This is a genomic window from Thioalkalivibrio sp. AKL7 (assembly GCF_000381705.1).
Lineage (GTDB): Bacteria > Pseudomonadota > Gammaproteobacteria > Ectothiorhodospirales > Ectothiorhodospiraceae > Thioalkalivibrio > Thioalkalivibrio versutus.
The window spans coordinates 250,818-275,245 of the sequence record NZ_KB906948.1 but is presented as its reverse complement, the minus strand read 5'-3'; the positions used below and the strand labels follow the sequence as shown (position 1 = coordinate 275,245).

Annotated in this window: 35 protein-coding genes and 1 pseudogene; 23 read left to right on the top strand and 13 right to left on the bottom strand. The window is 63.3% G+C overall.

The features are described from left to right. Positions 1-21 precede the first annotated feature (21 nt). Both G315_RS0104225 and G315_RS0104220 read left to right on the top strand, forming a co-directional pair. Positions 22-333, top strand: a complete 312-nt coding sequence (locus G315_RS0104225) for a DUF2288 family protein (RefSeq protein ID WP_018144591.1) — start codon at positions 22-24, stop codon at positions 331-333. Beyond that, a complete protein-coding gene (locus tag G315_RS0104220) occupies positions 334-726 on the top strand; it encodes a DUF3775 domain-containing protein (RefSeq protein ID WP_018144592.1) in 393 nt (130 codons plus the stop codon). Between the two features lie 16 nt (positions 727-742). Here the strand turns inward: G315_RS0104220 and G315_RS0104215 are convergent, their stop codons facing one another. Continuing rightward, positions 743-1,051 (bottom strand): PilZ domain-containing protein, encoded by a 309-nt coding sequence (locus G315_RS0104215; protein WP_077277014.1) that lies wholly within the window; start codon positions 1,049-1,051, stop codon positions 743-745. Between the two features lie 224 nt (positions 1,052-1,275). On the opposite strand from G315_RS0104215, the gene G315_RS0104210 reads away from it, so the two are divergent. Both G315_RS0104210 and G315_RS0104205 read left to right on the top strand, forming a co-directional pair. Further along, entirely contained in the window at positions 1,276-1,587 is a 312-nt protein-coding gene (locus G315_RS0104210; protein ID WP_018144594.1) for a c-type cytochrome, read from the top strand. 17 nt (positions 1,588-1,604) lie between these two features. Next, the gene (locus G315_RS0104205) at positions 1,605-2,900 is read left to right on the top strand and encodes an FCSD flavin-binding domain-containing protein (RefSeq protein ID WP_018144595.1); all 1,296 of its coding nucleotides are present in this window, start codon (positions 1,605-1,607) and stop codon (positions 2,898-2,900) included. 314 nt (positions 2,901-3,214) lie between these two features. On the opposite strand, the gene G315_RS0104200 is transcribed toward G315_RS0104205, so the two are convergent. Next, positions 3,215-3,415: a YdcH family protein gene (locus G315_RS0104200; RefSeq protein WP_018144596.1), complete on the bottom strand. Its 201-nt coding sequence runs from the start codon at positions 3,413-3,415 to the stop codon at positions 3,215-3,217. A gap of 348 nt (positions 3,416-3,763) precedes the next feature. Here G315_RS0104200 and G315_RS0104195 point away from each other — a divergent pair, with 348 nt between their 5' ends. Next, positions 3,764-4,534: a S9 family peptidase gene (locus G315_RS0104195; protein WP_018144597.1), complete on the top strand. Its 771-nt coding sequence runs from the start codon at positions 3,764-3,766 to the stop codon at positions 4,532-4,534. Positions 4,535-4,654: 120 nt separating this feature from the next. On the opposite strand, the gene G315_RS0104190 is transcribed toward G315_RS0104195, so the two are convergent. Beyond that, the gene (locus G315_RS0104190) at positions 4,655-5,395 is read right to left on the bottom strand and encodes a ferredoxin--NADP reductase (RefSeq protein ID WP_018144598.1); all 741 of its coding nucleotides are present in this window, start codon (positions 5,393-5,395) and stop codon (positions 4,655-4,657) included. 115 nt (positions 5,396-5,510) lie between these two features. On the opposite strand from G315_RS0104190, the gene G315_RS0104185 reads away from it, so the two are divergent. Then, positions 5,511-6,092: a thioredoxin family protein gene (locus tag G315_RS0104185; protein ID WP_018144599.1), complete on the top strand. Its 582-nt coding sequence runs from the start codon at positions 5,511-5,513 to the stop codon at positions 6,090-6,092. 175 nt (positions 6,093-6,267) lie between these two features. After that, positions 6,268-6,798: a hypothetical protein gene (locus tag G315_RS0104180; RefSeq protein WP_018144600.1), complete on the top strand. Its 531-nt coding sequence runs from the start codon at positions 6,268-6,270 to the stop codon at positions 6,796-6,798. Between the two features lie 405 nt (positions 6,799-7,203). Here the strand turns inward: G315_RS0104180 and G315_RS0104175 are convergent, their stop codons facing one another. After that, positions 7,204-7,560, bottom strand: a complete 357-nt coding sequence (locus G315_RS0104175) for a hypothetical protein (protein ID WP_018144601.1) — start codon at positions 7,558-7,560, stop codon at positions 7,204-7,206. Between the two features lie 98 nt (positions 7,561-7,658). Here G315_RS0104175 and G315_RS0104170 point away from each other — a divergent pair, with 98 nt between their 5' ends. Then, positions 7,659-7,865, top strand: a complete 207-nt coding sequence (locus tag G315_RS0104170; RefSeq protein ID WP_018144602.1) for a hypothetical protein — start codon at positions 7,659-7,661, stop codon at positions 7,863-7,865. Between the two features lie 76 nt (positions 7,866-7,941). Here G315_RS0104170 and G315_RS0104165 read toward each other — a convergent pair whose 3' ends face one another. Genes G315_RS0104165 through nadA form a run of 3 tightly spaced genes read right to left on the bottom strand, consistent with a single transcriptional unit; the run spans position 7,942 to position 9,725 of the window. Then, a complete protein-coding gene (locus tag G315_RS0104165) occupies positions 7,942-8,283 on the bottom strand; it encodes a DUF86 domain-containing protein (RefSeq protein WP_018144603.1) in 342 nt (113 codons plus the stop codon). 4 nt (positions 8,284-8,287) lie between these two features. Further along, positions 8,288-8,599 carry a nucleotidyltransferase family protein gene (locus tag G315_RS0104160; RefSeq protein WP_018144604.1) on the bottom strand — a complete coding sequence of 104 codons (312 nt, stop codon included), beginning with the start codon at positions 8,597-8,599 and terminating at the stop codon, positions 8,288-8,290. Positions 8,600-8,642: 43 nt separating this feature from the next. Further along, positions 8,643-9,725, bottom strand: a complete 1,083-nt coding sequence (gene nadA, locus G315_RS0104155) for a quinolinate synthase NadA (RefSeq protein WP_018144605.1) — start codon at positions 9,723-9,725, stop codon at positions 8,643-8,645. Between the two features lie 134 nt (positions 9,726-9,859). Here nadA and G315_RS0104150 point away from each other — a divergent pair, with 134 nt between their 5' ends. Further along, positions 9,860-10,291 (top strand): hypothetical protein, encoded by a 432-nt coding sequence (locus tag G315_RS0104150; RefSeq protein ID WP_018144606.1) that lies wholly within the window; start codon positions 9,860-9,862, stop codon positions 10,289-10,291. Then, positions 10,288-10,827 (top strand): protein disulfide oxidoreductase, encoded by a 540-nt coding sequence (locus G315_RS0104145; RefSeq protein WP_018144607.1) that lies wholly within the window; start codon positions 10,288-10,290, stop codon positions 10,825-10,827. The genes G315_RS0104150 and G315_RS0104145 overlap by 4 nt, the downstream gene beginning before the upstream one ends. A 59-nt stretch (positions 10,828-10,886) precedes the next feature. Here G315_RS0104145 and G315_RS0104140 read toward each other — a convergent pair whose 3' ends face one another. Next, positions 10,887-11,186 (bottom strand): HigA family addiction module antitoxin, encoded by a 300-nt coding sequence (locus tag G315_RS0104140; protein WP_018144608.1) that lies wholly within the window; start codon positions 11,184-11,186, stop codon positions 10,887-10,889. A gap of 24 nt (positions 11,187-11,210) precedes the next feature. Continuing rightward, positions 11,211-11,489 carry a type II toxin-antitoxin system RelE/ParE family toxin gene (locus G315_RS0104135; protein WP_081612096.1) on the bottom strand — a complete coding sequence of 93 codons (279 nt, stop codon included), beginning with the start codon at positions 11,487-11,489 and terminating at the stop codon, positions 11,211-11,213. A 248-nt stretch (positions 11,490-11,737) separates the two neighbouring features. Between G315_RS0104135 and G315_RS0104130 the strand changes: the two genes are divergently transcribed. The 4 genes from G315_RS0104130 (at position 11,738) to G315_RS0104115 (ending at position 13,066) form a co-directional block, all read left to right on the top strand. Continuing rightward, the gene (locus G315_RS0104130; RefSeq protein WP_081612091.1) at positions 11,738-11,989 is read left to right on the top strand and encodes a type II toxin-antitoxin system Phd/YefM family antitoxin; all 252 of its coding nucleotides are present in this window, start codon (positions 11,738-11,740) and stop codon (positions 11,987-11,989) included. Beyond that, entirely contained in the window at positions 11,986-12,240 is a 255-nt protein-coding gene (locus G315_RS0104125) for a Txe/YoeB family addiction module toxin (protein WP_018144611.1), read from the top strand. The genes G315_RS0104130 and G315_RS0104125 overlap by 4 nt, the downstream gene beginning before the upstream one ends. Positions 12,241-12,443: 203 nt before the next feature. Further along, complete coding sequence (locus tag G315_RS0104120) at positions 12,444-12,686, top strand: type II toxin-antitoxin system Phd/YefM family antitoxin (RefSeq protein WP_019611997.1); 243 nt, start codon at positions 12,444-12,446, stop codon at positions 12,684-12,686. Beyond that, positions 12,686-13,066, top strand: coding sequence for a type II toxin-antitoxin system VapC family toxin (locus tag G315_RS0104115; RefSeq protein WP_019611996.1), 381 nt, complete (start codon positions 12,686-12,688; stop codon positions 13,064-13,066). The genes G315_RS0104120 and G315_RS0104115 overlap by 1 nt, the downstream gene beginning before the upstream one ends. A gap of 143 nt (positions 13,067-13,209) precedes the next feature. Here the strand turns inward: G315_RS0104115 and G315_RS0104110 are convergent, their stop codons facing one another. Further along, on the bottom strand, positions 13,210-14,076 hold the full coding sequence (locus tag G315_RS0104110; RefSeq protein ID WP_019611995.1) for an SUMF1/EgtB/PvdO family nonheme iron enzyme: 867 nt from the start codon (positions 14,074-14,076) through the stop codon (positions 13,210-13,212). A 274-nt stretch (positions 14,077-14,350) separates the two neighbouring features. Here G315_RS0104110 and G315_RS0104105 point away from each other — a divergent pair, with 274 nt between their 5' ends. Then, a complete protein-coding gene (locus tag G315_RS0104105) occupies positions 14,351-14,884 on the top strand; it encodes a GspH/FimT family pseudopilin (protein WP_026338820.1) in 534 nt (177 codons plus the stop codon). 45 nt (positions 14,885-14,929) lie between these two features. On the opposite strand, the gene G315_RS0104100 is transcribed toward G315_RS0104105, so the two are convergent. Then, entirely contained in the window at positions 14,930-15,343 is a 414-nt protein-coding gene (locus G315_RS0104100) for a type IV pilin protein (protein WP_019611993.1), read from the bottom strand. A gap of 189 nt (positions 15,344-15,532) precedes the next feature. Here G315_RS0104100 and G315_RS0104095 point away from each other — a divergent pair, with 189 nt between their 5' ends. The 4 genes from G315_RS0104095 to G315_RS0104080 all read left to right on the top strand — a co-directional run bounded on the left by G315_RS0104095 (position 15,533) and on the right by G315_RS0104080 (position 19,670). Beyond that, positions 15,533-16,084 (top strand): GspH/FimT family pseudopilin, encoded by a 552-nt coding sequence (locus G315_RS0104095; protein ID WP_019611992.1) that lies wholly within the window; start codon positions 15,533-15,535, stop codon positions 16,082-16,084. After that, positions 16,078-16,893 carry a prepilin-type N-terminal cleavage/methylation domain-containing protein gene (locus tag G315_RS0104090; protein WP_019611991.1) on the top strand — a complete coding sequence of 272 codons (816 nt, stop codon included), beginning with the start codon at positions 16,078-16,080 and terminating at the stop codon, positions 16,891-16,893. The genes G315_RS0104095 and G315_RS0104090 overlap by 7 nt, the downstream gene beginning before the upstream one ends. Positions 16,894-16,915: 22 nt before the next feature. Next, positions 16,916-18,214, top strand: coding sequence for a pilus assembly PilX N-terminal domain-containing protein (locus tag G315_RS0104085; protein WP_019611990.1), 1,299 nt, complete (start codon positions 16,916-16,918; stop codon positions 18,212-18,214). A 67-nt stretch (positions 18,215-18,281) separates the two neighbouring features. Beyond that, positions 18,282-19,670: a hypothetical protein gene (locus G315_RS0104080; protein ID WP_019611989.1), complete on the top strand. Its 1,389-nt coding sequence runs from the start codon at positions 18,282-18,284 to the stop codon at positions 19,668-19,670. 147 nt (positions 19,671-19,817) lie between these two features. On the opposite strand, the gene G315_RS0104075 is transcribed toward G315_RS0104080, so the two are convergent. Continuing rightward, entirely contained in the window at positions 19,818-20,417 is a 600-nt protein-coding gene (locus tag G315_RS0104075; protein WP_369699423.1) for a hypothetical protein, read from the bottom strand. Positions 20,418-20,539: 122 nt separating this feature from the next. On the opposite strand from G315_RS0104075, the gene G315_RS0104070 reads away from it, so the two are divergent. From G315_RS0104070 to G315_RS0104055, 4 genes and pseudogenes are all read left to right on the top strand, one after another. After that, positions 20,540-20,851, top strand: coding sequence for a nucleotidyltransferase family protein (locus G315_RS0104070; RefSeq protein WP_019611987.1), 312 nt, complete (start codon positions 20,540-20,542; stop codon positions 20,849-20,851). Then, positions 20,841-21,188, top strand: a pseudogene (locus G315_RS13725) (DUF86 domain-containing protein). The gene G315_RS0104070 and the pseudogene G315_RS13725 overlap by 11 nt, the downstream one beginning before the upstream one ends. Positions 21,189-21,592: 404 nt before the next feature. Further along, the gene (locus tag G315_RS0104060) at positions 21,593-21,823 is read left to right on the top strand and encodes a type II toxin-antitoxin system Phd/YefM family antitoxin (protein ID WP_017942638.1); all 231 of its coding nucleotides are present in this window, start codon (positions 21,593-21,595) and stop codon (positions 21,821-21,823) included. A 1-nt stretch (position 21,824) separates the two neighbouring features. Continuing rightward, on the top strand, positions 21,825-22,211 hold the full coding sequence (locus tag G315_RS0104055; RefSeq protein WP_017942637.1) for a type II toxin-antitoxin system VapC family toxin: 387 nt from the start codon (positions 21,825-21,827) through the stop codon (positions 22,209-22,211). Positions 22,212-22,427: 216 nt separating this feature from the next. Here G315_RS0104055 and typA read toward each other — a convergent pair whose 3' ends face one another. After that, positions 22,428-24,248: a translational GTPase TypA gene (gene typA / locus G315_RS0104050; protein WP_017942636.1), complete on the bottom strand. Its 1,821-nt coding sequence runs from the start codon at positions 24,246-24,248 to the stop codon at positions 22,428-22,430. Positions 24,249-24,428 lie beyond the last annotated feature (180 nt).

Genomic DNA, 24,428 nt, shown 5'->3' with positions numbered 1-24,428 from the left:
CTGAAACCGACTGGAACCGTCATGCACGACGCCACTGCCGAACAACCCGAAGTCCCACTGGAAGAACAGGCCGGCCCGCTGCCGTGGAAAGACCTGATGCCGCATTTCGCGCGCGGCGTGGTGATCCGCGTGGCGCCGGAGCTGGATCTGATCGAGGTCGCCCGCGCCATCCGCGACGATGCGACCCACCAGGTCAGCGAATGGCTGGCCAACGACCAGGTCGCGCGGGCCTCGGATGACGATGCCCGCCGCTGGGCCGCGAACGACCCGATCTTCACCGCGATCGTGGCCGCCCCCTGGGTCCTGGCCCAGGAACGGACGCCGGCCCACTAGATGGCCATCTCCCTCGGCATCACCGGCGAGACGATGGAGCGGTTAATCCAGGCCGCACGGGAATTCCATGCCAAAGAGGATGTGGTCTTCCCGGATACCGGAAGCGAGGGTAGCGATAATGACTGGGCGATGCAGATCCTGGCTGATCACGCCAGCGACCTGACCCTGCAGGAACTGGAGGGCACGCTGCGCGACCTGGGTCCGGACCAACAGGCGGAGCTGCAGGCCCTCAGCACCCTGGGGCGCGGGGATTACACGGCAGCAGACTGGGAGAGCGCCCTGCAAGAGGCGCAGGATGACTGGAGCCCGGACACCGTGAACTGGCTGCTGACCAATCCGCTGATCGCCGACGAATGGGCCGCTGGGCTGGAACAGATCGAGCGCGAGGCGTAACGCCGGTTCCCGGTGGCTATTCCAGCTCTTCGGGGTCAAAGCGCACCGCAATACCCCCGTCCATCACCCGCACCACCTGGGCCTTGACCCGCGGCGCCGCGCCGCCATCCCCCAGCATGCCGAATACCTGCAGCATCAGTTCGTCGTCCGAGGCGAGCTTCATCAGGTGCCCCACGCAGGCATTTTCCGGGTCTTCCCACTCGAGGAAGGCCCCCCCGCCGGAGATATCGTTCGTGGTCAGGGTGACCGTATCCCCGCTCTCGCACTCGGCCACGACCTCGACCGTCATCGGGATCCTTGGATGACGACGTCGTTCTCCTGTCATGGCACTCCTCCTGGCGGCATATGCCTTTGCAATGCATCGAAAAGGCGTTTTTTCTGTGCTATACGAGGTTCATGATCGTTGGTTTTCGCGATCAGGCGCAACTACCGGGCTCGAACCCGGTGGCGTAATCACAACCCGGATCTTCACACCGGGCCAAAGGATGAAGACAGTACTTCACAGCTGTCGCTCGCTAAAAGCCACTTCTTACGGAGGAGTCCGTTTCAATGAAGAAATCGCACTTGTACCTGGTGGGGCTTGCCGCCTCGCTGGCGATGGCGGGCACTGCTACCCAGGCCCTTGCCGACGACGAAATCACCCGGGGCCAGCTGATGGCCGCGTCCTGCAAGGCCTGCCACAACGCAGCCGCTGCAGACGACGGCGTACCGGAACTGAACCGCATTCCCGCTGAAGTCATCGAGAGCCAAATGAAGGCATTCCGCGACGGTGACCGCGACGCGACGATCATGGATCGTCACGCCAAGGGCTACACCGACGAGGAAATCGAATCGATGGCCGGCTACTTCAGCCGCTTCTGATCAGGGGGAAACGAATCATGCATGACTTTAATCGACGTAATTTCCTGAAGGTCGCGGGCATCAGCAGCGCCGCGGCCCTCACCGGTATCGGCTGTGCCGCCAATGGCATGCGCGGGGCCGAAAAGGCCCACATCGTGGTCGTCGGCGGCGGCTCCGGCGGCGCGACCACCGCGAAATACATCAAGCAGTTCTCGCCCGACATGCGCGTAACGCTGATCGAGCCCAACGCCACCTACTACACCTGCTACGGCAGTAACTGGGTGATCGGCGGCTTCGCCGGCATGGACGACATCGCCCAGGGCTACGACACCCTGCGCGATGAATACGGCATCGAGATCATCGAGGACCGCGTCACCGCGGTGGACGCCGATGCGCGCAGCGTGCGCCTGAGCGGAGGCGACCGCGTGAGCTACGACAAGCTCGTGATGTCACCGGGCATCGACTTCCGCTACGACGACATGCCGGGCATCTCCGAGTCCGATGCCGAGCGCATCCCGCATGCCTGGAAGGCCGGTTCGCAGACCGAACTGCTGCGCTCCCAGCTGCAGGACATGCCGAACGGCGGCGTATTCGTCATGGTCGCCCCGCCCAACCCGTTCCGCTGCCCGCCGGGGCCGTACGAACGGGTATCGCTGGTCGCGAACTACTTCAAGCAGGAGAAGCCACGTTCCAAGATCATCATCCTCGACCCGAAGGATGGCTTCTCCAAGCAGGGCCTGTTCGAGGAAGGCTGGGCCGAGCATTATGGCGACATGATCGAGTGGCGGGCCGGCTCATCGGGCGGGCGCGCCGAGGAGATCGACGTCTCCAACATGACCGTACTGGCCGACAGCGGCTTCGAACGCGTCCGCGCCGACGTGCTGAACTTCATCCCGGCCCAGCACGCCGGTCAGATCGCCCATGACGTCGGCCTGACCGACGACGCCGGTTGGGTGCCGGTCGACCAGCTGACCTTCAAGTCGGAGATGGACGACAACATCTACGTCCTGGGGGATGCCAGCGTGGCGGGCGCCATGCCGAAGTCCGGCCACTCGGCCAACAACCAGGGCAAGATCGTGGCGGCCGCCATCGTCCGCGAACTGGCGGGGCAGGAGCCCATCAACCCGTCGTCCGCCAACACCTGCTACAGCCTGGTGACCCCCGATTACGCGGTCAGCGTAGCCGCGGTCTACCAGTACCAGGACGGTGCGATGGCCGGGGTATCCGGTGCCGGTGGGGTCAGCCCGTCGGGTGCCAGCACCAGCTTCCGTCGCCGCGAGGCGGAATACACCCGCGCCTGGTACAACGGCATCACCAGCGACATCTGGGGCTAAGCTCCAGCGTTCCACTATGGAACACACTCAAACGGCGCCTCCGGGCGCCGTTTTTTGTTGTTGGTCAACATGAAGCGCACGAAGGCACGAAGAAGGGCCAAAGGCGTTTGAACCACAGAGGACACGGAGGTCACGGAGAAAACCGGGGATGGTGTGCAAAAAGGGTAGGATGCGGATGAGCGCAGCGAATCGCATCGGCTCTGCGGAACGGCCGGCCCCTGATGCGTTTCGCATGGCTCAACGCATCCTACTCGCCTGACAACCGCCTAAAAACCTTGCCCTTCTTCATCCGCTTCGTGGTAAACAAAGGCGCGTCAGGCGTTGAGGTCGGGGATCAGGCGGCTGCGCAGGCGCTGGATAGAGTCCTTCAACTGCAGCTTGCGCTTCTTCAGGCGCTGGATGGCGAAATTGTCCGGTGCGGCCTGCTCGTGCATCACGCCGATCGCGGAATCCAGAGCCCGGTGCTCGGCCTCCAGCTCGGCCAGGCGTGCGCGAATCTGACTCTCGGTTTCCAAGCCGTCCCCCAGTGGTCCCGTGAAGTGGTGGCCGTATACCGGGAGACACCCCGCGTGGCCATTCGGATCATCAAACCCGTATGATCGCAGACCGCCCCCGGTGGGACCACCATAACCAGTGCTTCCCTAACACCCAGCCTGACTAGCAATGTCGTTCAGCCAGCCGCCGGGTCGTAGGATGGGATGAGCGCAGCGAATCCCATCAAGGGACTGGCGCGACGCGGGAAATAGTGCGTTTCGCTGCGCTCAACGGCACCCTGCCGCGGCAGAAGGGAGCCAACCAGTGGGCAAATATTCCCTGCAATCGGCTGAAGCTGGTTGCTAATCAGGACACCCGGAGACCACCCGATGGCGACCCACAACACGCCGCTGACCATTCAGACCCCGCGCGGCGCCCGCCTCGGCGGCGTGATCGTCGCGCCCGAGCCCGATGCCCTCCGCGGCCAGGCCTGCATTGCCCACTGTTTCGCCTGCTCCAAGGACTTTCCTGCCACGGTGCGGCTTGCACGCGCGCTCGCCGCGGAAGGCATCGCCACCCTGCGCTTCGACTTCATGGGGCTGGGCGACTCCGAAGGGGAGTTTCGCGACAGCACGCTTGCGACCTACTGTGAGGATCTGCACTCCGCCATCGAGGCGCTGGAGACCTACACGGGGCGGCATACCAACCTGCTGATCGGCCATAGCTTCGGCGGCGCCATGGCGATCTATGTGGGGGCGCAGCGCGAGTCACTGGACGGCATCGTGACCATCGCCGCCCCCAGCCGCCCCGGCCATGTCGCCCACCTGTTCGGCGATACCGCGGAGGAGATTCGGCGCGAGGGTTCGGCCCGCATCAGCATCGGCGGGCGGCCGGTGGAAATCGGCCATGCCTTTATCGAGTCGATCGAGGAGCCGACCCTGGATGCCGCACTGGAGACCCTGGAGCAGCCACTCCTGCTGCTGCATGCACCGGGCGACACCGTGGTCAGCGTCGACCACGCCCGCAAGATTTTCCAGCAGGCCCATCACCCGAAGAGCTTCGTCGCCCTGCACCAGACCGACCACCTGCTCTCGCGCCCGGAACACACCCGCTATGTCGCCGGCCTGATCCGCGCCTGGTCGGCGAACCTGCTGGACTAGCGCCAGGGCCCGCCCCGGGGGCTTGATACTCGTAGGAGCGTGCTTGCACGCGAAGCCCCTGCCAAAGTCGGAAGTGAGCAGGGGCTTCGCGTGCAAGCACGCTCCTACATATCCGGGGACCTACCAGTAGTTCTCGGTCGTGATCTGCCCCGGCTTGCGTCGGCGGTTCTTCTCCAGCCCGCGCTCGCGCAGGATCGCGGCGGTGTCCTTCACCATGTCCGGGTTGCCGCACAGCATGACCTGGGAGTGCTCCGGCGTGATCTTCAGGCCCGCGTGATGCTCCAGGCGGCCCTCGGCAATCGCGGCCGGTACCCGGCCCTCGAGCCCACCCGGGAACGGCTCGCGGCTGACAAACGGGATGTACTGGAACCGCTTCGCATCACGTTCCTGGAACTGCCGGATCGTGTCCTGATAGGTCAGTTCTTCGGCCTTGCGCGCCGCGTGGATCAGGCGGATGTTCTCGAAGCGTTCCCAGGGGGTATCGGTCTTCAGCATGGACAGGAACGGCCCCAGCGCAGTGCCCGTGGAAAGCAGCCACAGGTCGCGGCTGTCCGGTAGCTCATCCAGGGTGAAAAAGCCGGTCGCGCGCGGCATCAGCTCCACCGTGTCGCCCGGCCCCAGTTGCGCCAGACGATTGGACAGCGGTCCATCCGGAACGGTGATCAGATAGAAGTCCAGCGGCGTTTCGCCCGGCGCATTCACATAGGAATACGGCCGGGCCACCGGCTCGCCGCCGATCTCCAGACGCAGGCGGTTGAACTGCCCGGCCTTGAACAGCTCAACCTCGGCATCCACCCGCAGCGAGAACAGTCGATCCGTCCACTGCTTGCGCTCCTGTACGACACCGGTCACCCAGCCCATATTCCTTACTCCATTGCTAGGGTATTATCTCGAAGAGTGCTGGCGGGGCCGGAAGGTTTCAAGCACCCCCGGCCAACGCCGTATAATTGTCGCAAATCCGAACACTGGAGCAGTCATGGCCCGCACCCCCTCGCAGATGATCGAACTCGGCACCGAGGCACCCCGCTTTTCCCTTCCGGACGTCGTCTCCGGCGAGACCATCAGCCTCGACAGCTTCCCCGACGCGAAAGGCTACATCATCGCCTTTATCTGCAACCACTGCCCGTTCGTGCAGCTCATCCGTCACGAGTTCGCCCGCTACGGCCGCGAATACTCCACCAAGGGCATCGCGGTCATCGCGATCAACTCCAACGACATCCAGGCCGTGCCGGACGACGCGCCGGACAAAATGAAGGACGATGCCCGCCGCTTCGGCTACAACTTCCCCTACTGCCTGGACGAGGACCAGTCCGTCGCCAAGGCCTATCACGCCGCCTGCACGCCGGACTTCTACCTGTTCGACGCCGAACGCAAGCTCTACTATCGCGGCCAGTTCGACGAGACCCGCCCGGGATCCGACGTCCCGGTGACCGGACGTGACCTGCGCGCCGCCAGCGACGCACTCCTGGCCGGCAAGCCGGCACCCGAGCCCCAGCACCCGAGCCTCGGCTGCAACATCAAGTGGCGCCCGGGAAACGAGCCCGACTACTTCGGCTGAACCGGGCACTCCTGTTCAAACAAGGCTTTGCGGGAACCGCCCTGTGGGAGCGAGCCTGCCCGCGAATGCCCCTGCCCGCGGCCGATCCTGGCCGGGGCATTCGCCCGCGGGCCATCCCCAACAAGCCCCTCGCCGCGCCGTATACTGACCCCATCTATTTTCCGGGGAGCGCCGCATGCCGCCCAATAACGTAATCGACGGCCCGCGAGTCTCAACATGGCGCTGCCCCTCCTGCCAGGAGTCGGTCCCGCGCCTGCTTCCGAACGGCAAGACCAACCGCATCCCGGTCGCCCCGGAACGCATGGCGCTGCCAGACGGAACGGTGCGTCAAGCCTGTGCGCGCGTGCAGGGCCTGCGTGCACCGGAAATCTGCTATGCCTGTGACCAGGCCTATCAGGAGCTGTTGGGCACACTGGTGCGCCCCCCCGCCGAGTTGGGCGATGCCCGCAGCGACCCCGGGCTGAACGACACCGGCCTCATCGGCGCCCTGCTGCCCATCGCCGACCAGGGTACGCAGATCCTCATCTTCAACGTGATCAACGAGGAACTGCGCTGCACCGAGATCGAGCGCCTGATCAGCTTCAACCCCGACCGCCTCACCTACCCCGGCTCACGCGGCGCCATCGCCCCGCGCATCTGGGCGCTCTACGAAGACCACCTGGCCCAGCTCCACGCCCGCGCACCCGTCCCCTACCACCCCGAGTAGAAGCACCTCAGCCCCCGGTGGAGCCTCCCCACAACGGATTGATGAGCACGTCATCGCGAGGCGCGCCGCGCCGTGGCGACCTCCGCGGACAGCCCGAACGCCACCCCCTCACCCGCGAGGCAAGCATCGGGGTTTCGGATGGGTATTGCCCCCCCTCGCGGGCTTCGCAATGACGGAGGATATCGTCATCCCGGCCGAAGCGAAGCGTAGAGCCGGGATCTCGCCGGAACGGGCAGGGTCAATGATCCTGGATCACCGCTACGCGGTTCCCGGGATGACGGATCAGGAGACGGATCGACGGCAGGAACTCAAGAATTGTGGCCAGGATTCCGGAGAATTGGGCGCGGCCATCCAGAACGACCTCGCGAAGCGCAAGGGCCCCGCCCGACGCGCACGACGAACTACTCAGGCATCGTCTTCGGCGTCCACGCGCGCGAGCATGCGCATCCCACCGACCATGCAACGCAGCACCTCCAGGGTCTGCAGGTCGAACGCCGCCCCGGTCTCGCCCGGCAGCGTCCAGTACTTCGGGCGGCAGGTGGCCGGGCGTTCGGCGGGCATCGCGCGGGCGGCCGCCGCGTCGACCGCCACGAGCAGGTCGGCCCACGCCAGATCCTCTGCCGTGACCCCGCCCATGATCCGCGCCGGGCGCACCTCGATCCAGTCCTCGAACGCGTCGGCGGCCGCCAGCTCGGCCACGCGTGCAGCACGCCCGTCGGCCCGCTCGGCCGCCACCAGCAGGCGCGCCCGCCGCTTAAACATGTCCGATACCCCGCAAGCCCATTTGTCCAGCCACCGAGGTCAACGCCAAGCTATATTCAGAGACACGAATTACCCACCCCATATGGAGAACGGACACCATGGCCCACCTCGACTGGTCGCATTATCCGGTGAATGAACTGAAGCTCGTCTACAGCACGCTGCACGCGCAACTGACGCTGGAGCCCGAGCTGATGGATTCCGAACTGATGGCCGACCTGCAGACCCACCTGCAGCAGGAAGCAAAGGCTGCCGGCGTGGACGCCTCCACCCACTCGCAGTGGGCCGCGTGGCTTAACGACCGATAGAAACCTATGGAACACATGTCCCACGCAGCTAGCGGCGGACGTCGAAGCCCGACAGGCGGCCAAAAAACCCTAGCCCCTACAACTCCTGGCGCATTTTCTCGAGACCGCTGACCAAATCTGGAAGGTGCTCGTCCACCAAATTCCAGATCGTGTCGCTGTCGATACCCAGATAGGCATGGATCAGCCGATTGCGGGTAGCAACGATCATGCGCCAGGGAATATCCGGATGCGCCTCCCGGACCTCGGGGGGCACATGACTGGCAGCCTCGCCGATCAGCTCGAGGTTACGGAGTACGGCGTCGAAGACGAGCTCATTCCGTATGAACATGTCGCGATCAAGACCATCCGTATAGGCCATCGCCTTGCGAGCGAACCGAATCATGTCGTCCAGATAGAAACGCCACTCGCGCCCGGCCATGGACTCAGACACGGATCGCCTCGCGCTCGACGAACGGACGAAGCTCGGCGCGCAGAGCTTTTTCCGAGACCAGATCCACCGGATACCCCAGAAGATCCTCGAGGTAAAACTGCACACCGAAATACTGTTGTGCGGAGGCCGGGCCGTCGTAACCCACCAGGATATCGACGTCACTCTGCTCTCCGGCCTCGTCGCGGGCCAGCGAGCCAAACAGCGCCAGGCCGCACACGCCGAATTCGCGTTCGAGATACGCACGGTGATCTCTGAGCGCCTTCAAGACGGCGGTACGGTCCAGCCTGCGAGACATTTGGCCCATTACATCGTCCTGTTAATGCCCGTCGGTCATCCCGGCAAAGTGCTCAGGCGTCGCCTTCGGTGGCCTTGCGGTGTTCGGCGGCGAAATCGAGCATGCGCTGGGTGGCGACCAGGGCCTTCTGGCGCGCGGTCTCGTCGACGAAGATCTCGTTCTTCGCCGGCTCGTTGGTGTCTTCCAGCGTCTCGGCCAGCGAGACCAGGTCGTTCATCGCCATCCACGGGCAGTGCGCGCAACTGGTGCAGGTGGCGCTGTGGCCACCAGTGGGCGCCTCGATCAGCTTCTTGTCCGGCGCGGCCTGCTGCATCTTGTAGAAAATGCCCTTGTCCGTCGCGACGATGAATTCCTGTTCCGGGCGGTCCTTAACCGCCGCGATCAACTGGCTGGTGGACCCCACCACATCCGCCTGGTGGATCACCTCGCGCGGGGATTCCGGGTGGACCAGCACGGCGGCGCCGGGATGGCGCCCGCGCAGGTCTTCCAGCGCCCAGGAACGGAACTCGTCATGCACTACGCAGGAGCCGTCCCACAGCACCATGTCGGCGCCGGTAGTACGGCGAATGTAATCGCCCAGGTGCTTGTCCGGGGCCCAGAGCACCTTCTTGCCCTGGTCGCGCAGGTGCTCGACCAGCGGCACGGCGATGCTGGAGGTGACGACGTAATCGGCCTGCGCCTTCACGTCCACCGAGGTATTCGAATACACGACCACGGTGTGGTCCGGATACTGCGCGCGGAACTTCGCGAACTCGTCCGCCGGGCAGCCCAGATCCAGCGAGCACTCGGCCTCCAGCGTCGGCATCAGGACGCGTTTCTCGGGACTCAGGATCTTGGCCGTCTCGCCCATGAAGCGCACGCCGGCGACCACCAGTGTCTCCGCGGGGTGCTCCTTGCCGAAGCGCGCCATCTCCAGGGAGTCGGACACGCAACCGCCGGTCTCGTCCGCCAGGCGTTGCAGGGATTCGTCCACGTAGTAATGCGCAACCAGCACCGCGTTGCGCTCGATCAGCAAGCGCTTGATGCGGCGCACCAGCTCGTCGCGCTGGGTGTCGGTCAACGCGTGCAGCGAGGCCGTCACATGGTCCGTGCGCGGCACGTGGAAGATCGGTTTTTCGGCCACCGGTGCGTTCATCTGCCCTCTCACCCCAGGATCCGGGGTAGATCATCGTCTTCTAATAGTACGACAGGCCCCAGGCCGCTGTCGTTCCTGCACATTGTGGGGTCGTATCGGCGCATCCCAACCGGCCCGCCTATAATGTTGCGGCCATGACCGAGCTGAAGCAGCAATACAAGGCGATGACGTTCGAGGAACGCATGGACCTGGCCCTGTCCGCGGACCTCGCGGACCAGTGGCGCCCGCTACTGGTACGCGACCAGCACGCCCAGGTGAAGGCGTATTTCTCGCGGCGCATGGACCTGACGCCGGAAGAGGTCGTCCTCCTACTGGCCGACCCGAACCAGACCGTGCGCCTCAACTGCGCCAAGCGCCCGGACCTGACCCCGGACCAGGTGGAGGCCTGCGTAAATGACCGCGACCCCAACCTGCGCTACTTCGTCGCGCGCAATCCGCTGTTGACCGAGGCACAAAGGGAACGCCTGATGAAAGACGAGGACGAACTGGTACGCATCGCCGTGCGCAAGGGCCCGAAGACCCGCGGCACCCGCGCACGCCCTGGACAAGCCGAGATGATCCGTTGACCGAGACCCCGCCAGAAACGCCGAAACGCCCCAAGCCCTCGCGGCGCCGCCGCGCGCTCAGCTGGGGCATCCAGATCGGGCTCGCGCTGGTGATCTTCCTGGCGGTGCGCGCCTGGATGGCGCGCGACATGGTCGAGGGCCCGGCGCCTCAATTCGAGGCCCATCTTCTGGATGGAACGCCCGTTTCGCTCGCGGACTACGCGGACGAACCCATGCTGCTGCACTTCTGGGCCACCTGGTGCCCGATCTGCCGCCTGGAGGAAGGCGAGATCGTGCGCCTGTCGCAAGGCCACCCGGTGCTGACAGTCGCCATGCAGTCCGGCGTCAAGGAAGAGGTGCTCGACCACCTGAACGAACGCGAGCGCGAACTGGCCGTGATCAACGACCCGGAGGGCGCCCTCGCCGCACGCTACAACGTGCGCGGCGTCCCGGCCAGCTTCATCATCAACCCCGACGGCGAAATCGTCTTCCGCAAGCAGGGCTACGCCCCGCCGCTCGAACTGCGCCTGCGCCTCTGGCTCGCCCGCTGGCTGTAGCGGCACCGCCCGACACGGTGCAGTTCGCTTCGCTCAGTGCACCCTACGTCCAACCGTGATCACGCGGCGCGGGGTTCGATCTCGCTACGCACGCGGTCGGCGAGTTCGATCTGGGCACGCCGCAATTCGTATTCAACCTGGAGGTTCAGCCAGAAACGCTCGGAAGTACCGAAATAACGCGCCAGCCTCATAGCCGTGTCGGCGGAGACGCCCCGGCGCTCGCGCACAATGTCATTCATGCGCGTCGTCGGCACGTGCAATGCCCCGGCAAGCGCGTTCACACTAAGCCCTAGCGGAGCAAGAAACTCCTCGCGCAGGACCTCGCCTGGATGGATGGGCCGCATACCGTTTGTAGTCATGGTCTAACCTCCTTCGGGAACCCTTCAGTGGTAATCGACGATCTCCACGTCCTCGGCACCCTCGTCCGTCCACCGGAAACAAATGCGCCACTGGGCGTTGATGCGAATGCTGTGCTGTCCCGCACGGTCGCCTGAGAAGGCCTCCAGCCGGTTCCCCGGCGGTGACCGCAAATCCTGCAGCTTCTCCGCCGCTTGAAGCTGAATCAGCTTGCGTTCCGCGATCATTCGGACGCTCGACCAGCGTCGACTCCTGCCCGTTTCGAACAGCGCCCAGGTTTCCCTACACCGAAAGCTCTTGATCATGTGCACATGAATATAACGCTTAACGGTAAGCAGCAAACCAATGGCGCAGCTCGCTTCGCTCAGTGCACCCTACACCCAGCCAGCCCCGCGTAGGATGCTGTTGAGCACAGCGAAACGCATCGCTCCCGCCTTCCCCGGCCCATACCCCCCACTACGCCACGATCACTGGACCAACTGGCTTGCGGCTACCCGCCCCTTTATGTACATTATTCTGTACATGTACACCCCCAACCTCCCAGAGGTACCCCATGGACGCCATTAGCTACACCGCAGCCCGGAGTAATCTGGCCAAGACGATGGAAAAGGTCTGCGAGGATCACTCCACGATCATCATCACCCGCAACAAGGCGCCCTCCGTGGTCATGATGTCACTGGAAGACTTTGAGGCCCTGCAGGAAACGGCCTACCTGCTTCGGGCGCCAGAGAATGCTCGACGCCTGCTGGCATCGGTCGCCGAACTGGAAAAGGGAGGGGGCAAGGAGCGGAGCCTGGAGGAGTGAGGCTGCTCTTTGCTGAACTTGCCTGGGAGGACTATCTCTACTGGCAACGACACGACAAGAAAACGCTTCGCCGCGTGAACGAGCTAATCAAGGCCATCCAGCGCGACCCGTTCACGGGCATCGGGAAACCCGAACCGCTCAAGCACAACCTTGCCGGCTACTGGTCCCGCCGGATCGATAGCGAACACCGCATCGTCTACAAGGTGGACAACAATACCCTGCTGATTGCGCAGCTCCGCTACCACTACTGACCGGAACCATCGGGCGCGCCACCGTTCGCAACCAAGCGAACGGTGCTGTTCGCTTCGCTCAGTGCACCCTACACCCAGCCAGCCCCGCGTAGGATGCTGTTGAGCACAGCGAAACGCATCAAAATGGCCGTGGCCAGCAACCCAGCTTCTTGACCCCCAACGCGCACAAGTTACACTTCAAAGTGTAACCAAGGGAGGCCGCCATGGAAGCCACCACCAAGGACATGCGCCTGCACAGCCGCGAACTGCTCGCCGCCGTGGACCGGGGCGAGGAGATCGAGATCACGTATCGAGGCCGCTTGCGCGCCAAATTGGTCCCATACCGGAGCGCCGCGGCCCCGCAAGCACGCGCCGCCCATAATCCTCTGTTTGGAATCTGGCGGGACCAGCAAGGCTCGGTTGACGAACACGTCCGACGAATCCGGCAACCGAGAAACTTCAAGTAATGCTAGTGGACACGGATGTCCTGATCTGGAATCTGCGCGGGAATCAGAAAGCCGGCGAATGGCTCGACCGCTCGCCCGGATTCACGGTGTCCGCCGTCACCTACATGGAGCTCATCCAGGGCCTGCGCGACCAGACCGAATTCCGCGCGCTGCGCCAAGCCATCCAGTACTGGGACGCCCGCATCCAACCGGCAAGCGAAGCCATCTCGAACCGCGCAACCTTCCTTGTCGAGACCTACGCCCTCAGCCACAACATGCAGATGGCCGATGCGCTGATCGCGGCGACCGCCACACAGCTGGGCCTGCCACTCGTCACGGCCAACGATCGGCACTATCGGCACATTGAGGGTTTGGAGATCCACCTGTTCCGACCCGAATAACGGATCGGTGCAGTTCGCTTCGCTCGGTGCACCCTACGTCCAGCGAGCCCCGCGTAGGATGCTGTTGAGCGAAGCGAAACGCATCACGCCCGCAACAGCCCACCCAGCGGCTCACCCTGCACCGCGACCTCGCCCGGTACGCCTCAAGCGTCCAACTCCCGCAGGACGCGGAAGCCCAGGTTGGTGTCCATCTCGTCGATGTTGCGGCGGCGCCGGGCGGCGCTGCGCGTGTTCACGGCGGCATCGAACCAGGAGCCGCCCTTGGTCACCACCCACTCGTTTTCCGGGTCTCGGCGATAGACGCCGTCACGCGGCAGCGACTGGTGTCCGTCGTGCCAGGGGGTGGAGGTGAATTCCTGCACGTTCCCGTGCATGTCGTACAGCCCCCAGAGGTTCGGCTGGAAGCTGCCCACATCCAGCGGGCGCGACAACGGGAAACACGCCGGGATATACCACCTGCGCCGCTGGCGCCGCTCCTCGTACGGAAACAGCGAATTGAAGTGCACGTCGCGGCACCCCACCACCTCGCCAAAGGCGAACGGCGTGCGCGTGCCCGCCCGACAGGCGTATTCCCACTCCGCCTCGGTCGGCAGACGATAGCGCTTGCCCGTCTCCTCGCTCAGCCAGTCGAGATACTGCTGGATGCTGTCCGGCTTGATGTTGAAGATCGGCATGCGCGGGGTGCTGGGCCACACCAGCCACTCCCAGGGTTCCCAGCCGGTCGCGGCCTGGAAGGCCTCCCACTCCTCGCGGGTGACTTGATAGCGCCCCAGCGCAAACGGTCGCTCCAGCGCCACGAAGCGCCGCGGTGCCTCATGCGGCTGATGACCATACTCCGAGGCATCCGAACCCATCTCGAACTCCCCGGCCGGAATCACCTGCAGCTCCGGCGTCGGCACGCCGGAGCGCGCCTCGTCACGAAAGCCAACCGATCCGCCCACCTGGCGCGCCGCCTGCTGCTGCAGATCCAGCAGATCCGCCTGATCCATCCGCTGCACGTCCTTCACCATGAGCCTGCTCACCTCCAGCACCTTCAATTTCCGCGCACCTGCCACGCCGCGTCATTACGGAGCCCCTGGCCCGTCATTGCGAGCAAAGCGAAGCAATCTCCTGCCGCATCCGCAGCATCCAGTCAGAACCACCGCCCGCATGCCTGCCCGGACCTCTGACTTGTAGGCAACCTGTCGCCGGCAACGTTCCAGCACCACCCGAACGGGCTCGTGGCCCCAGGCGCCGCGCTCGTCTATGCTCTCGCATGCACGCGATCTCAGGGAGGAGACGACGATGCAGACTTGCAAAGGAATCACGGCCATCGAGCTGATGGTCGCGCTGGGCGTGCTCGCCATCCTGGCCATGCTCGCCGCCCCTGGCTTCGGCCAGATGCTCGAGCGTCAACGCGTCATCGGCGCCACCAACAGCCTGCTCAACGCCATGCATCTTGCACGCAGCGAGGCGATCAAGCGCAACGAGCGGGTCACCCTTTGCCCGTCCAGCGACGGCGAGACCTGCCGCGAAGACGGCGACTGGGCCTACGGCTGGATCTGGTTTGCCGACCCGGAACACTCGGGCGAGCGCTCCGATGAGGACCCTCTCATCGGACACGCGAATCCAGGGCTACAGGACTTGCTCTCTATAAAGGGGAACACCCCGGTCCGGGACTACGTGTCCTACGTAGCCCGGGGGACAACCCGGCGCACGAGCGGCGCATTGCAGATGGGCAGCTTTACCGTTTGCGGCAACGGTCACGAAGGCCGACGCGTCATCGTCAGCAGCATCGGGCGGCCGCGGAGCGAGCCATCGAAGAGCTGTCCTGATTAGCGTTGTCCTCAGCCCACGAAAAAGGTTCGGTCAGGAACGGACGGATCACCAGCAATCATCGCCACCCGGGGTTCCATCCCGGTCCGCGTTCCCTCCGGTAACCACGAGCGTAATGCTCTGACAATTGGAGTCATTCGCCTGGCGCCCCTGGGCGGTGGCAGTCGCGGTAAAGCTCGATCCCGACTCGTTGGATATCGCCAGCTGGTAATGCCCATCGTCCGATTCGGCGGTCAGACCCAGGTCCGAAAGGTCTCCGGTGTAGGCCGGGTTGTTTGCCCGCCAGCGCTCCTGCTCCATCTGAATTCGCAGCAGCGAATCATGCGCATCGGCACGCTGCGACTTGAGGATGTAGTTCTGGTATGACGGATATGCGATTGCCGCCAGGATGGCCACGACCGCGACCACGATCATCAGCTCGATCAGGGTGAAACCCCGCGCCTTCGTGTTTGCTGCCTTCATCGTTCCATCCCCTCGGACACTTCCGTTTTCGTCAAATCTGATTCCACCACAATCGCCCAGCGGTAAGCCCCACCAATATCGCGAGTGGAAGCATTCGCACCACGAGCGGTAGCCAGACGACATGCCCAAGATACCCCAAACCGTATAATGGGAGTCGAGACCTCCCTTCCTCCTGCCCGGGGACCGCGCATGGCCGCACCGCAAAAACCCTTCGGCTTCACCCTGATCGAACTCATGATCACCATCGCCGTGCTGGTGATCCTGGTCACGCTGGCCGCCCCGGCCTTCAACCTCGCCGAACAGCGCCGCGTGATCGGCGCCGCCGAAAGCGCCCTCGACCAGATCCAGATGGCCCGCACCGAGGCCATCAAGCAGGGGCGCGATATCCGCTTCGTGAGCCAGGTGGACGGCGACGCCTGGTGTCACGGCATAACAAGCACACCCGCCTGCGATTGCACGGTCGAGGACCCGGCCGCCGCGAACGCATGCACCATCGTGATGGCAGGTGACGAGGACGCAGTGCTGCGCACGACCAGCTCGGATGATTACCGCAACGTCTCGATGACGGGCGAACAGACCGTCACCTTCAATCACGTGCGCGGCACCGTGCAGGGCGACCGGTCCGATCTCCTCTTCACGTCATCGCCAAACAACTTTGGGATGCAGGTCCAGATCAATCCGATCGGACGTCCTCGCGCCTGCGGAACCAACCGTGCCATGGGGGCGTATAGCGAATGCTGAACCGAGCTAGAAACACTGCGCCGATTCCTTCGCGCCGCCGCAACGGCGCTGGGGGCTTCACGCTCATCGAGCTGATGATCGGGATCCTGGTCGGAACGATCGTGATCGCCGCGGTGATTGCCCTATACATCACGGCCATACGGGGCGCCACCTTCGTCACCCAGGAAGCCCGGCTTACGCAGGAAACGCGCATTGCGCTGGATCTAATGGCCAACGACATCCGTCGCACGGGCTATTCGCACCCCGACCGCATTGAGTTCGACGAAGAATCCGATGCGCTTCCGAGAAACCCCTTCATGGCCTCGGACCTGAACCTGGCAATTCACGAAGGCGGCAGCTGCATCCTGCTCAGCTACGACCCAACTTACGGCTACATCATCGAGGATCCGTTGCAGGCACTGGACGAGATCGACGAACAGTACGTGTTCGGCTACCGCCTGGCAGGGAATTCGATTCAGATGCTGACCGGCCAGATCGAGTCAACCGGATCATGTGACCAGAATGACGGCTGGGAAACCCTCACAGACCCGACAACAACTAACGTCACCCTGCTCGACTTCTCGCTTGACCGGTCGTCCTGCCTGCACCTAAACGCAGACGGGAACGCCACCGAGACAGCCGGCCTTTGCCCCGACAACGGCGGCGACGAAGATTTTTACTTCGAGAACCGACGCGTAACCATCCAGCTGGAAGCGCAGCACGCCGACGAGCCCGACACACGGGTCTCGTTCACTGACAGCGACGACCGAGATACCAGCCTGACCGTCGGAGTCCGCAACGCGCGAATCTTTAATGGTAGCGACGACTGACCCGCTACAACGGAGCAACTGCATGACATCGTATTTTTCCAGGTTACCGCGCAGAGGCCACCAGAAAGGCCTTGCGACCCTGTTGATCACGGTGATCATCCTGGTCGCCATCACCCTGGTGATCATCTTCGCCTCGCAGACCGCCATTCTCGAACAGCGCATGTCAGCCAACGAATTGCGCATGAAACAGACCAACAACGCCGCGCAGGCGGGACTGGAAGCAGCACTGGCCTACGCAGCGGAGAACAACCGCCCCCCGGGCTGGGAAGACAATGGAGATTCGTTCCTCACGCTGGAGACAGACCGATACGCGGCCCGAGCGGCCTTCCTTGCGCCTACGGCTGCGAGTGAAGCCTTCGGCACCGCGGATGCAATCTGCGGCAATACTCCGGACGCCTTTGCTCAAGCCGTGGCCAACCTAAACTCTGCTTCCGGCGACCCTTTGCTGCTCACCAGCGCTGACGAAGAAACAAACATCCGGAATGCCGTGGCCCTTTCTTGCGGCTGGAGCGATGACCGAGCCGGACGGAAGGCGATACTGGTCGGCGTACAGGCCGGTCCATCAATCGCGAATCCACCTGACAACCCCCTCGTGACACGAGGAGGCCTCGCAATCTCCGGTACAGCTGCGGTTTACAACGCCTACACGGACACCACCATCCGCTCCGGTGGTGAAATCAACATCAGCGGTGGTGGTACAGGTAACAGTTTCCTCTTGCGCGAGGGCGAATCCCGCCCTTCCACGGACCCAGCCAACCCAGACCCAGTCCCTCTGGACGGGGACGGGACTTATGTCCAGGAGTCTCGCGGTGACCTGCTGGGCCTTGATGTCATCGACCGAGACGACAACTTTGGCGTCACCGGAGATGAGTTCTTCGAATCATTCATGGGCTCCAGCATGGAGTCATACAAGGAAAACCAAATCGAAAATGTCCTCGAGTCAAACGGAGACCGATTCGAATTTGATGCAAGCGAATGGGGCCAGACGATCTGGATCGAAGGCGATGCCGAACTGACTGGGACCTTGGGTAGCCGCGAAAACCCCGTACTGCTAGTTGTGGAAGGTGACCTCAGGACAACGGGTAATTTCCAAGACTTTCACGGCATTCTCTACATTACTGGCGACCTTATCGCGCGAGGCAATCCCCGGTTCTTTGGTGCCGCCATTGTCCAGGGGCGTACGGACGTACCTGACGACGCAGAGGTCTCCGGTACACCCTTCTTCTACTTTGATCCGATCGCAGCTGGCGGTGCGGGCAGCGTAGGGGCACGCTCTCTGGTATCTGGAAGCTGGCGCGACTGGACCCATGGCGTTGACTAAAGCAAGCACCACCGCCCGCCTGCATCCAACGACAGCCCCGTCACGCTTCGCGTACAGAGGTTCAAAGATGATGTCTCACCCTAAACAGCGCACGTTCGGAATCACGTTGATCGAGGCACTAATTGCCTTGGCGGTGATCGGCCTCGGAATCCTTGCGTTGTCCAAGCTGTACGGGGACCTGATGGTCTCGACGGCAGACTCCAAGGCCCGGGCAGAAGCCGTCCAGGTCATGGAGTCCCGCATCGACAACATGCGTGATTCCCTCACGGAGACAGATTTCAACCTTGCGAAGGATGCATTGACCGAAGGCTTCACCGGGACCAATGCAAATTTTCGTTTTGAGCTTGACGAAGGAACCATCAACTCCCTCGATGGCACCACCACAATCGAGCTGACAGCATTCTGGGACAACGCGAGAGATGAAGAACAGAGCGTTCAAGTCGCGAGCGTACTCTACTGGACCGACCCCCTTCTGAGCCTTAACCAGGCGCGGGGACGCCTCCCCGGCGGCCAGAATATCGCATCGCCCTCCGGTGACGCCCGCACTGGCGGGGACCCAATTGACCCGTCAGACGCAACGACGCTGGCCGAGCTGCCTGATGACCGAGGGTTTGGACGGATGGAGATGCGCGCAGATGATGATCGTCGCCAACTGGTCCGCATTGACACGGACGGGACCGAGACCGTTCTTCTCGAAACCGACCTTTCTCTGGGATTCAGCACGATCTCGGGGTTGGTAATCCGTCTATTTGACGACGATCAATTCGATACTCTGCGTGCCCGCGTCTCCGATTCCGGCTATTGCGTAAACAACGACATCCCTGAATTCGAACCCGAGACGTTCTTTTATCGATGCTACGTGGGACGGGGATGGTTCGGCAATATCGCCGTCCGCGACTCTCAAATTGACGTGTCCGACCAAAGTGGCGCAATCGCAGTGGGCGACCCCGAGTTCGACCTCGCAGATTCGGGGGATAACGAACCCCGAGTCACCGAACCGTCCGTCTCGATCCGCCGGGCCTTCCGGGGCAGCGGGATATGGCAGCGCGCAGAGCTCGGGATGACCCACCCGCTGGTGCAGGCCCTCGTCGAGCGCGACTCCGTCAACGGTAACCGCCCCACGTGGCTACCGCCAGAGTTCGACGCCAGCGACAGCGTCCCTCCCGAGATGGTTAGACGGGGTGGCACGGGTGGACCGAACGCGGAGTACGCGGACTATTTCGACGATCAGGACCAACTCATCGATTTCGGGCAGCACTTTGTCTTTGCGCGAATCACTGGAGAACGTGACATTGACGACGCAAAGGGTGCGCTCGAGGAAGCGAACGACGAAATTGTCGAGTCCCTGGGATGGGATACCGCAACAGACGGAGCCCCCCTTGCCGATAACGCAGGGGAATTCTACCGTCTCTGGTGTGATCAAAGTGATGTAACCTGCCCTGGATTTAGCCAATAGAACAAGGGAAGTGGCAGGGTCAGAGATTGCCACCTCCACGTGCTCTGCAAGACGCACGCTGGCAACACACACAAAAAAACGCCCGGCGGATGATCCGACCGGGCGCTTCTGTCTGCCTTGCCCACTGGCGGGGCGTTGGCGTCGGCCTTACGCCGAGGCGGCGCGGGAGGCCTTCTTGCGTTCGTGCTCCAGCAGGAACTTCTTGCGGATGCGGAGGTTTTCCGGGGTCACCTCGACCAGCTCGTCGTCGTCGATGAACTCGATGGCCTGCTCCAGTGTCATGCGGATCGGCGGAGTCAGCTGGATGTTCTCGTCGGTCCCGGCGGCGCGGACGTTGGTGAGCTGCTTGGCCTTGAGCGCGTTCACGACCAGGTCGTTTTCGCGCGAGTGCAGCCCGATGACCATGCCCTCGTAGACCTCTTCGCCGGGGCCGATGAACATCTTGCCGCGATCCTGCAGGTTAAACAGGGCAAAGCCCAGCGCCTTGCCGGTGGCGTTGGCGATCAGCACGCCGTTCTGGCGCGAGGCGACCGAACCGGGCTGGTACGGGCCGTAGTGATCAAAGATGTGGTGCAGGATGCCGGTGCCGGAGGTCGCGGTCATGAACTCGGTCTGGAAGCCGATCAACCCGCGCGACGGGATGATGAAGTCCAGGCGCACGCGGCCCTGGCAGAACGGGGACAGATTTATTTTCGGTCTCAATCCCTGCTGTTGTCCCCTACCCTTGACCAACGACCCCCTACCCACAGTAAGACCGCTAGCGAAGCGCGCCCCCTCTCAGCGGACCAAACGGCGCCTCACCCGAGCATTGCCTTGTGGCTGCGCTTCGGGCGTGACTGTCGTATCGTATGCTGGCAGGAGGCTCGAGCATGCATCCATTGATTCAACAACATCGGAACGCCCTCGAATCGGTATGCCGTGACTTTGGTGTGTCGCGGCTGGACGTTTTCGGGTCTGCGGCTCGCGGGGAAGATTTCGACCCTGAACGTTCGGACGTGGATTTCCTCGTGGAATTCGGGCCGGATCAGGCCGGATTGTCCCTCGAGCAATTCCTCGGTCTGCGCAGAGAGTTGAGCGACATTCTTGGACGGCCCGTGGACCTGGTGACGCCGCAAAGTGTGACCAATCCGTATGTCCTCGCGGATATCGAACGAACCCGGGAAGCGGTCCATGCGGCGTGATCCGCGGGCGTACCTTTGGGACGCACGTGAGGCCGCGAGACGCGTGGCGGAATTCGTGAAGGACGCAAACCAAGAGGACTACATAGCCAGCGATTTGATGCGCTCCGCCGTTGAGCGGCAGCTTGAGATTCTGGGCGAGGCGCTGGGCCAGCTGGAATGAACGGATCCTGATCTGGCCCGACAGATTCCACAATTGAGGGCGGCCGTGGATCTGCGAAACCTGCTGATCCATGGTTATGCCAAGATCGACAGCCGCATTGTCTGGAACACTGCCACGACTGACGTCCCGGTTATGGCCCGGGAACTGGACGGTTTACTGCGGCGACTGGATGGGTGAGGCCTGCAATGGCGTCCGTCCGATTCAAGCGCGAGCTGCAGGGGCAAACTTTGCCTTTTCCAGTCCACCGGCGGAGTGCTTCATAGAGATCCCAGATAATCGCGTTGCGATTTCCGGGATGACGAAAATCGTGGTCCCAGCGGACGAGACACAAAAAAGCGCCCGGCGGATGATCCGACCGGGCGCTTCTTTTTGCCTTGCCCACTGGCGGGGCGTTGGCGTCGGCCTTATGCCGAGGCCGCGCGGGAGGCCTTCTTGCGCTCGCGGGGCCTCGGGGTCAAACGTTGCCTTTTGCGTCGGGCCTGGCTGAGCCCCACTCGACGGAGTGACCAGCGGATACGTTTGATTGATGCAACTCCGACATATAGGCTTAGTCTTAAGACTTAGTCAGGCGAGGCAAGCTCATGAGCACAACGGTCAACGTACACGAAGCGAAGACGCATCTGTCCCGCTTGCTGAAGCGCGCGCATGATGGCGAGGAAATCATCCTGGCGAAATCCGGCCGGCCGTATGCACGACTGGTGCCGCTGGAGCCCACTCCGCAACGGCGCCAACCCGGGCGCGTAACGGGCCAGGTTGAAGACGCATTCTTCGCCCCCTTGCCGGAGGATGAACTCGCCGCCTGGGAGCAGTAGTGTGCGAGTCCTGCTCGATACCCATGCGTTGCTCTGGTGGTTCACAAACGATGCGCGGCTATCGGCACGCGCACGGGAAGTTATTGGAGACCTGGAAAGCACCGTCCTCGTAAGCGCCGCCAGCGCATGGGAGATTGCGACCAAGCACCGTCTGGGCAAACTGCAAATTGGCGGTGTGGTCATCCAGCGCTTCGATGAGCTGGTCACCGCAGATGGCTTTACGCATCTGGCCGTTAACTACTCGCAAGCCATTCACGCCGGGACGTATTCCGTCGACCATCGCGACCCGTTTGACCGCATACTGGCTGCCCAGGCAGAGCTCGAGCAGATCCCCTTACTGACCACCGATCCGGCCTTACGCGACTTTCCGATACGCTGCGTCTGGTAACACGCTGGCCCGCCCGACTCGACTCATCGTTCATGGTAAAACCGACAACCCTGAACTCCGGGGGTTGCGGCATGGAAATCCCGGATAATAGCTTTGCGATTTCCGGGATGACGAAAATCGTGGTCCCAGCGGACGAGACACAAAAAAGCGCCCGGCAGATGATCCGACCGGGCGCTTCTGTCTGCCCTGCCCACTGGCGGGGCGTTGGCGTCGGCCTTACGCCGAGGCGGCGCGGGAGGCCTTCTTGCGTTCGTGCTCCAGCAGGAACTTCTTGCGGATGCGCAGGCTTTCCGGGGTGACCTCGACCAGTTCATCGTCATCGATGAACTCGATGGCTTGTTCCAGCGTCATGCGGATCGGCGGCGTGAGCTGGATGTTCTCGTCGGTGCCGGAGGCGCGCACGTTGGTGAGCTGCTTGGCCTTGAGCGCGTTCACGACCAGGTCGTTCTCGCGCGAGTGCAGGCCGATGACCATGCCCTCGTAGACCTCTTCGCCGGGGCCGATGAACATCTTGCCGCGACTCTGCAGGTTGAACAGGGCGAAGCCCGGCGCCTTGCCGGCGGCATTGGCGATCAGCACGCCGTTCTGGCGCGAGGCCACGGCACCGCTCTGATACGGGCCGTAGTGGTCAAAAACGTGGTGCAGGATGCCGGTGCCGGAGGTGGCCGTCATGAACTCGGTCTGGAAGCCGATCAGCCCGCGCGACGGGACGATGAAGTCCAGGCGCACGCGGCCCTTGCCGTCCGGGACCATGTTGGTCATGTCGCCGCGGCGTTCGCCGAGCTTTTCCATGACGGTGCCCTGGTGCTCTTCCTCGACGTCCACGGTGACGTGTTCGTAGGGCTCCTGCTTCACGCCGTCGACTTCCTTGATGACCACCTCGGGACGCGCGACCGCCAGCTCGTAACCTTCGCGGCGCATGTTCTCGATCAGGATGCCCAGATGCAGCTCGCCACGGCCGGACACCTTGAACTTGTCCGGGTCCTCGGCCTCTTCGACGCGCAGGGCGACGTTGTGCTTGAGCTCTTCCTGCAGGCGATCGCGCAGCACACGCGAGGTGACGTACTTACCCTCGCGGCCGGCCAACGGCGAAGTGTTCACCTGGAAGGTCATGCTGACGGTCGGCTCGTCGACGGTCAGCGGCTCCATCGCCTCGACGTGGTTCGGATCGCACAGGGTGTCGGAGATGAACAGCTTGTCCATCCCGGTGAAGGTGATGATGTCGCCGGCGCGGGCCTCTTCGACCTCCACACGTTCCAGGCCGTGGAAGCCCATGATCTGCAGCATGCGGCCATTGCGGATGCCGCCTTCGCGGTCGACGATCTTGACCGAGGTGTTCGGCTTGATGCGCCCGCGCTTCACGCGACCGATGCCGATCAGGCCCTGGTAACTGTTGTAGTCCAGCGAGGAGATCTGCATCTGGAACGGCCCGTCCGCGTCGACGTTCGGCGGCGAGACATGCTTGACGATCGTCTCCAGCAGGCAGGTCATGTCGCCTTCGGTCACGCTGGAATCCATGCCGGCAAAGCCGTTCAGCGCAGAGGCGAACACGATCGGGAAATCCAACTGCTCGTCGGTCGCGCCCAGGCGATCGAACAGGTCGAACACCTGATCCACGGCCCAGTCGGGGCGCGCGCCGGGGCGGTCAATCTTGTTGACCACGACGATCGGCTTGAAGCCCATCGCGAAGGCCTTCTGGGTGACGAAACGCGTCTGCGGCATCGGGCCGTCCACCGCATCTACCAGCAGCAGCACCGAGTCGACCATCGACAGCACGCGCTCGACCTCGCCACCGAAGTCGGCGTGTCCGGGGGTGTCGACGATGTTGATGCGGTAGTCCTGCCATTCGATGGCCGTGTTCTTGGCCAGGATGGTGATCCCGCGTTCTTTCTCGATGGCGTTGGAGTCCATGATCCGCTCGCCGTGGTCGCCACGCTTGTCGAGGGTGCCGGACTGGCGCAGGAGCTGGTCGACCAGCGTGGTCTTGCCATGATCAACGTGGGCGATGATGGCGATGTTGCGAAGCTTCTCGGTCATGGAATGCAAACTCTAGATACTGGCAAAAGGGCCGACACTATACAGAGTTATGCGTTGGCGCGCTGAGACTTCCACGTTTTCAGCGCAGGCTCCGCGCGCTTGCCCCCGTCATCCCGGCCAAAGCGCGGCGCAGTTCGCCCCGACAATGCCGAGCGACCTCGTCATCCCGGCCGCAGCTCG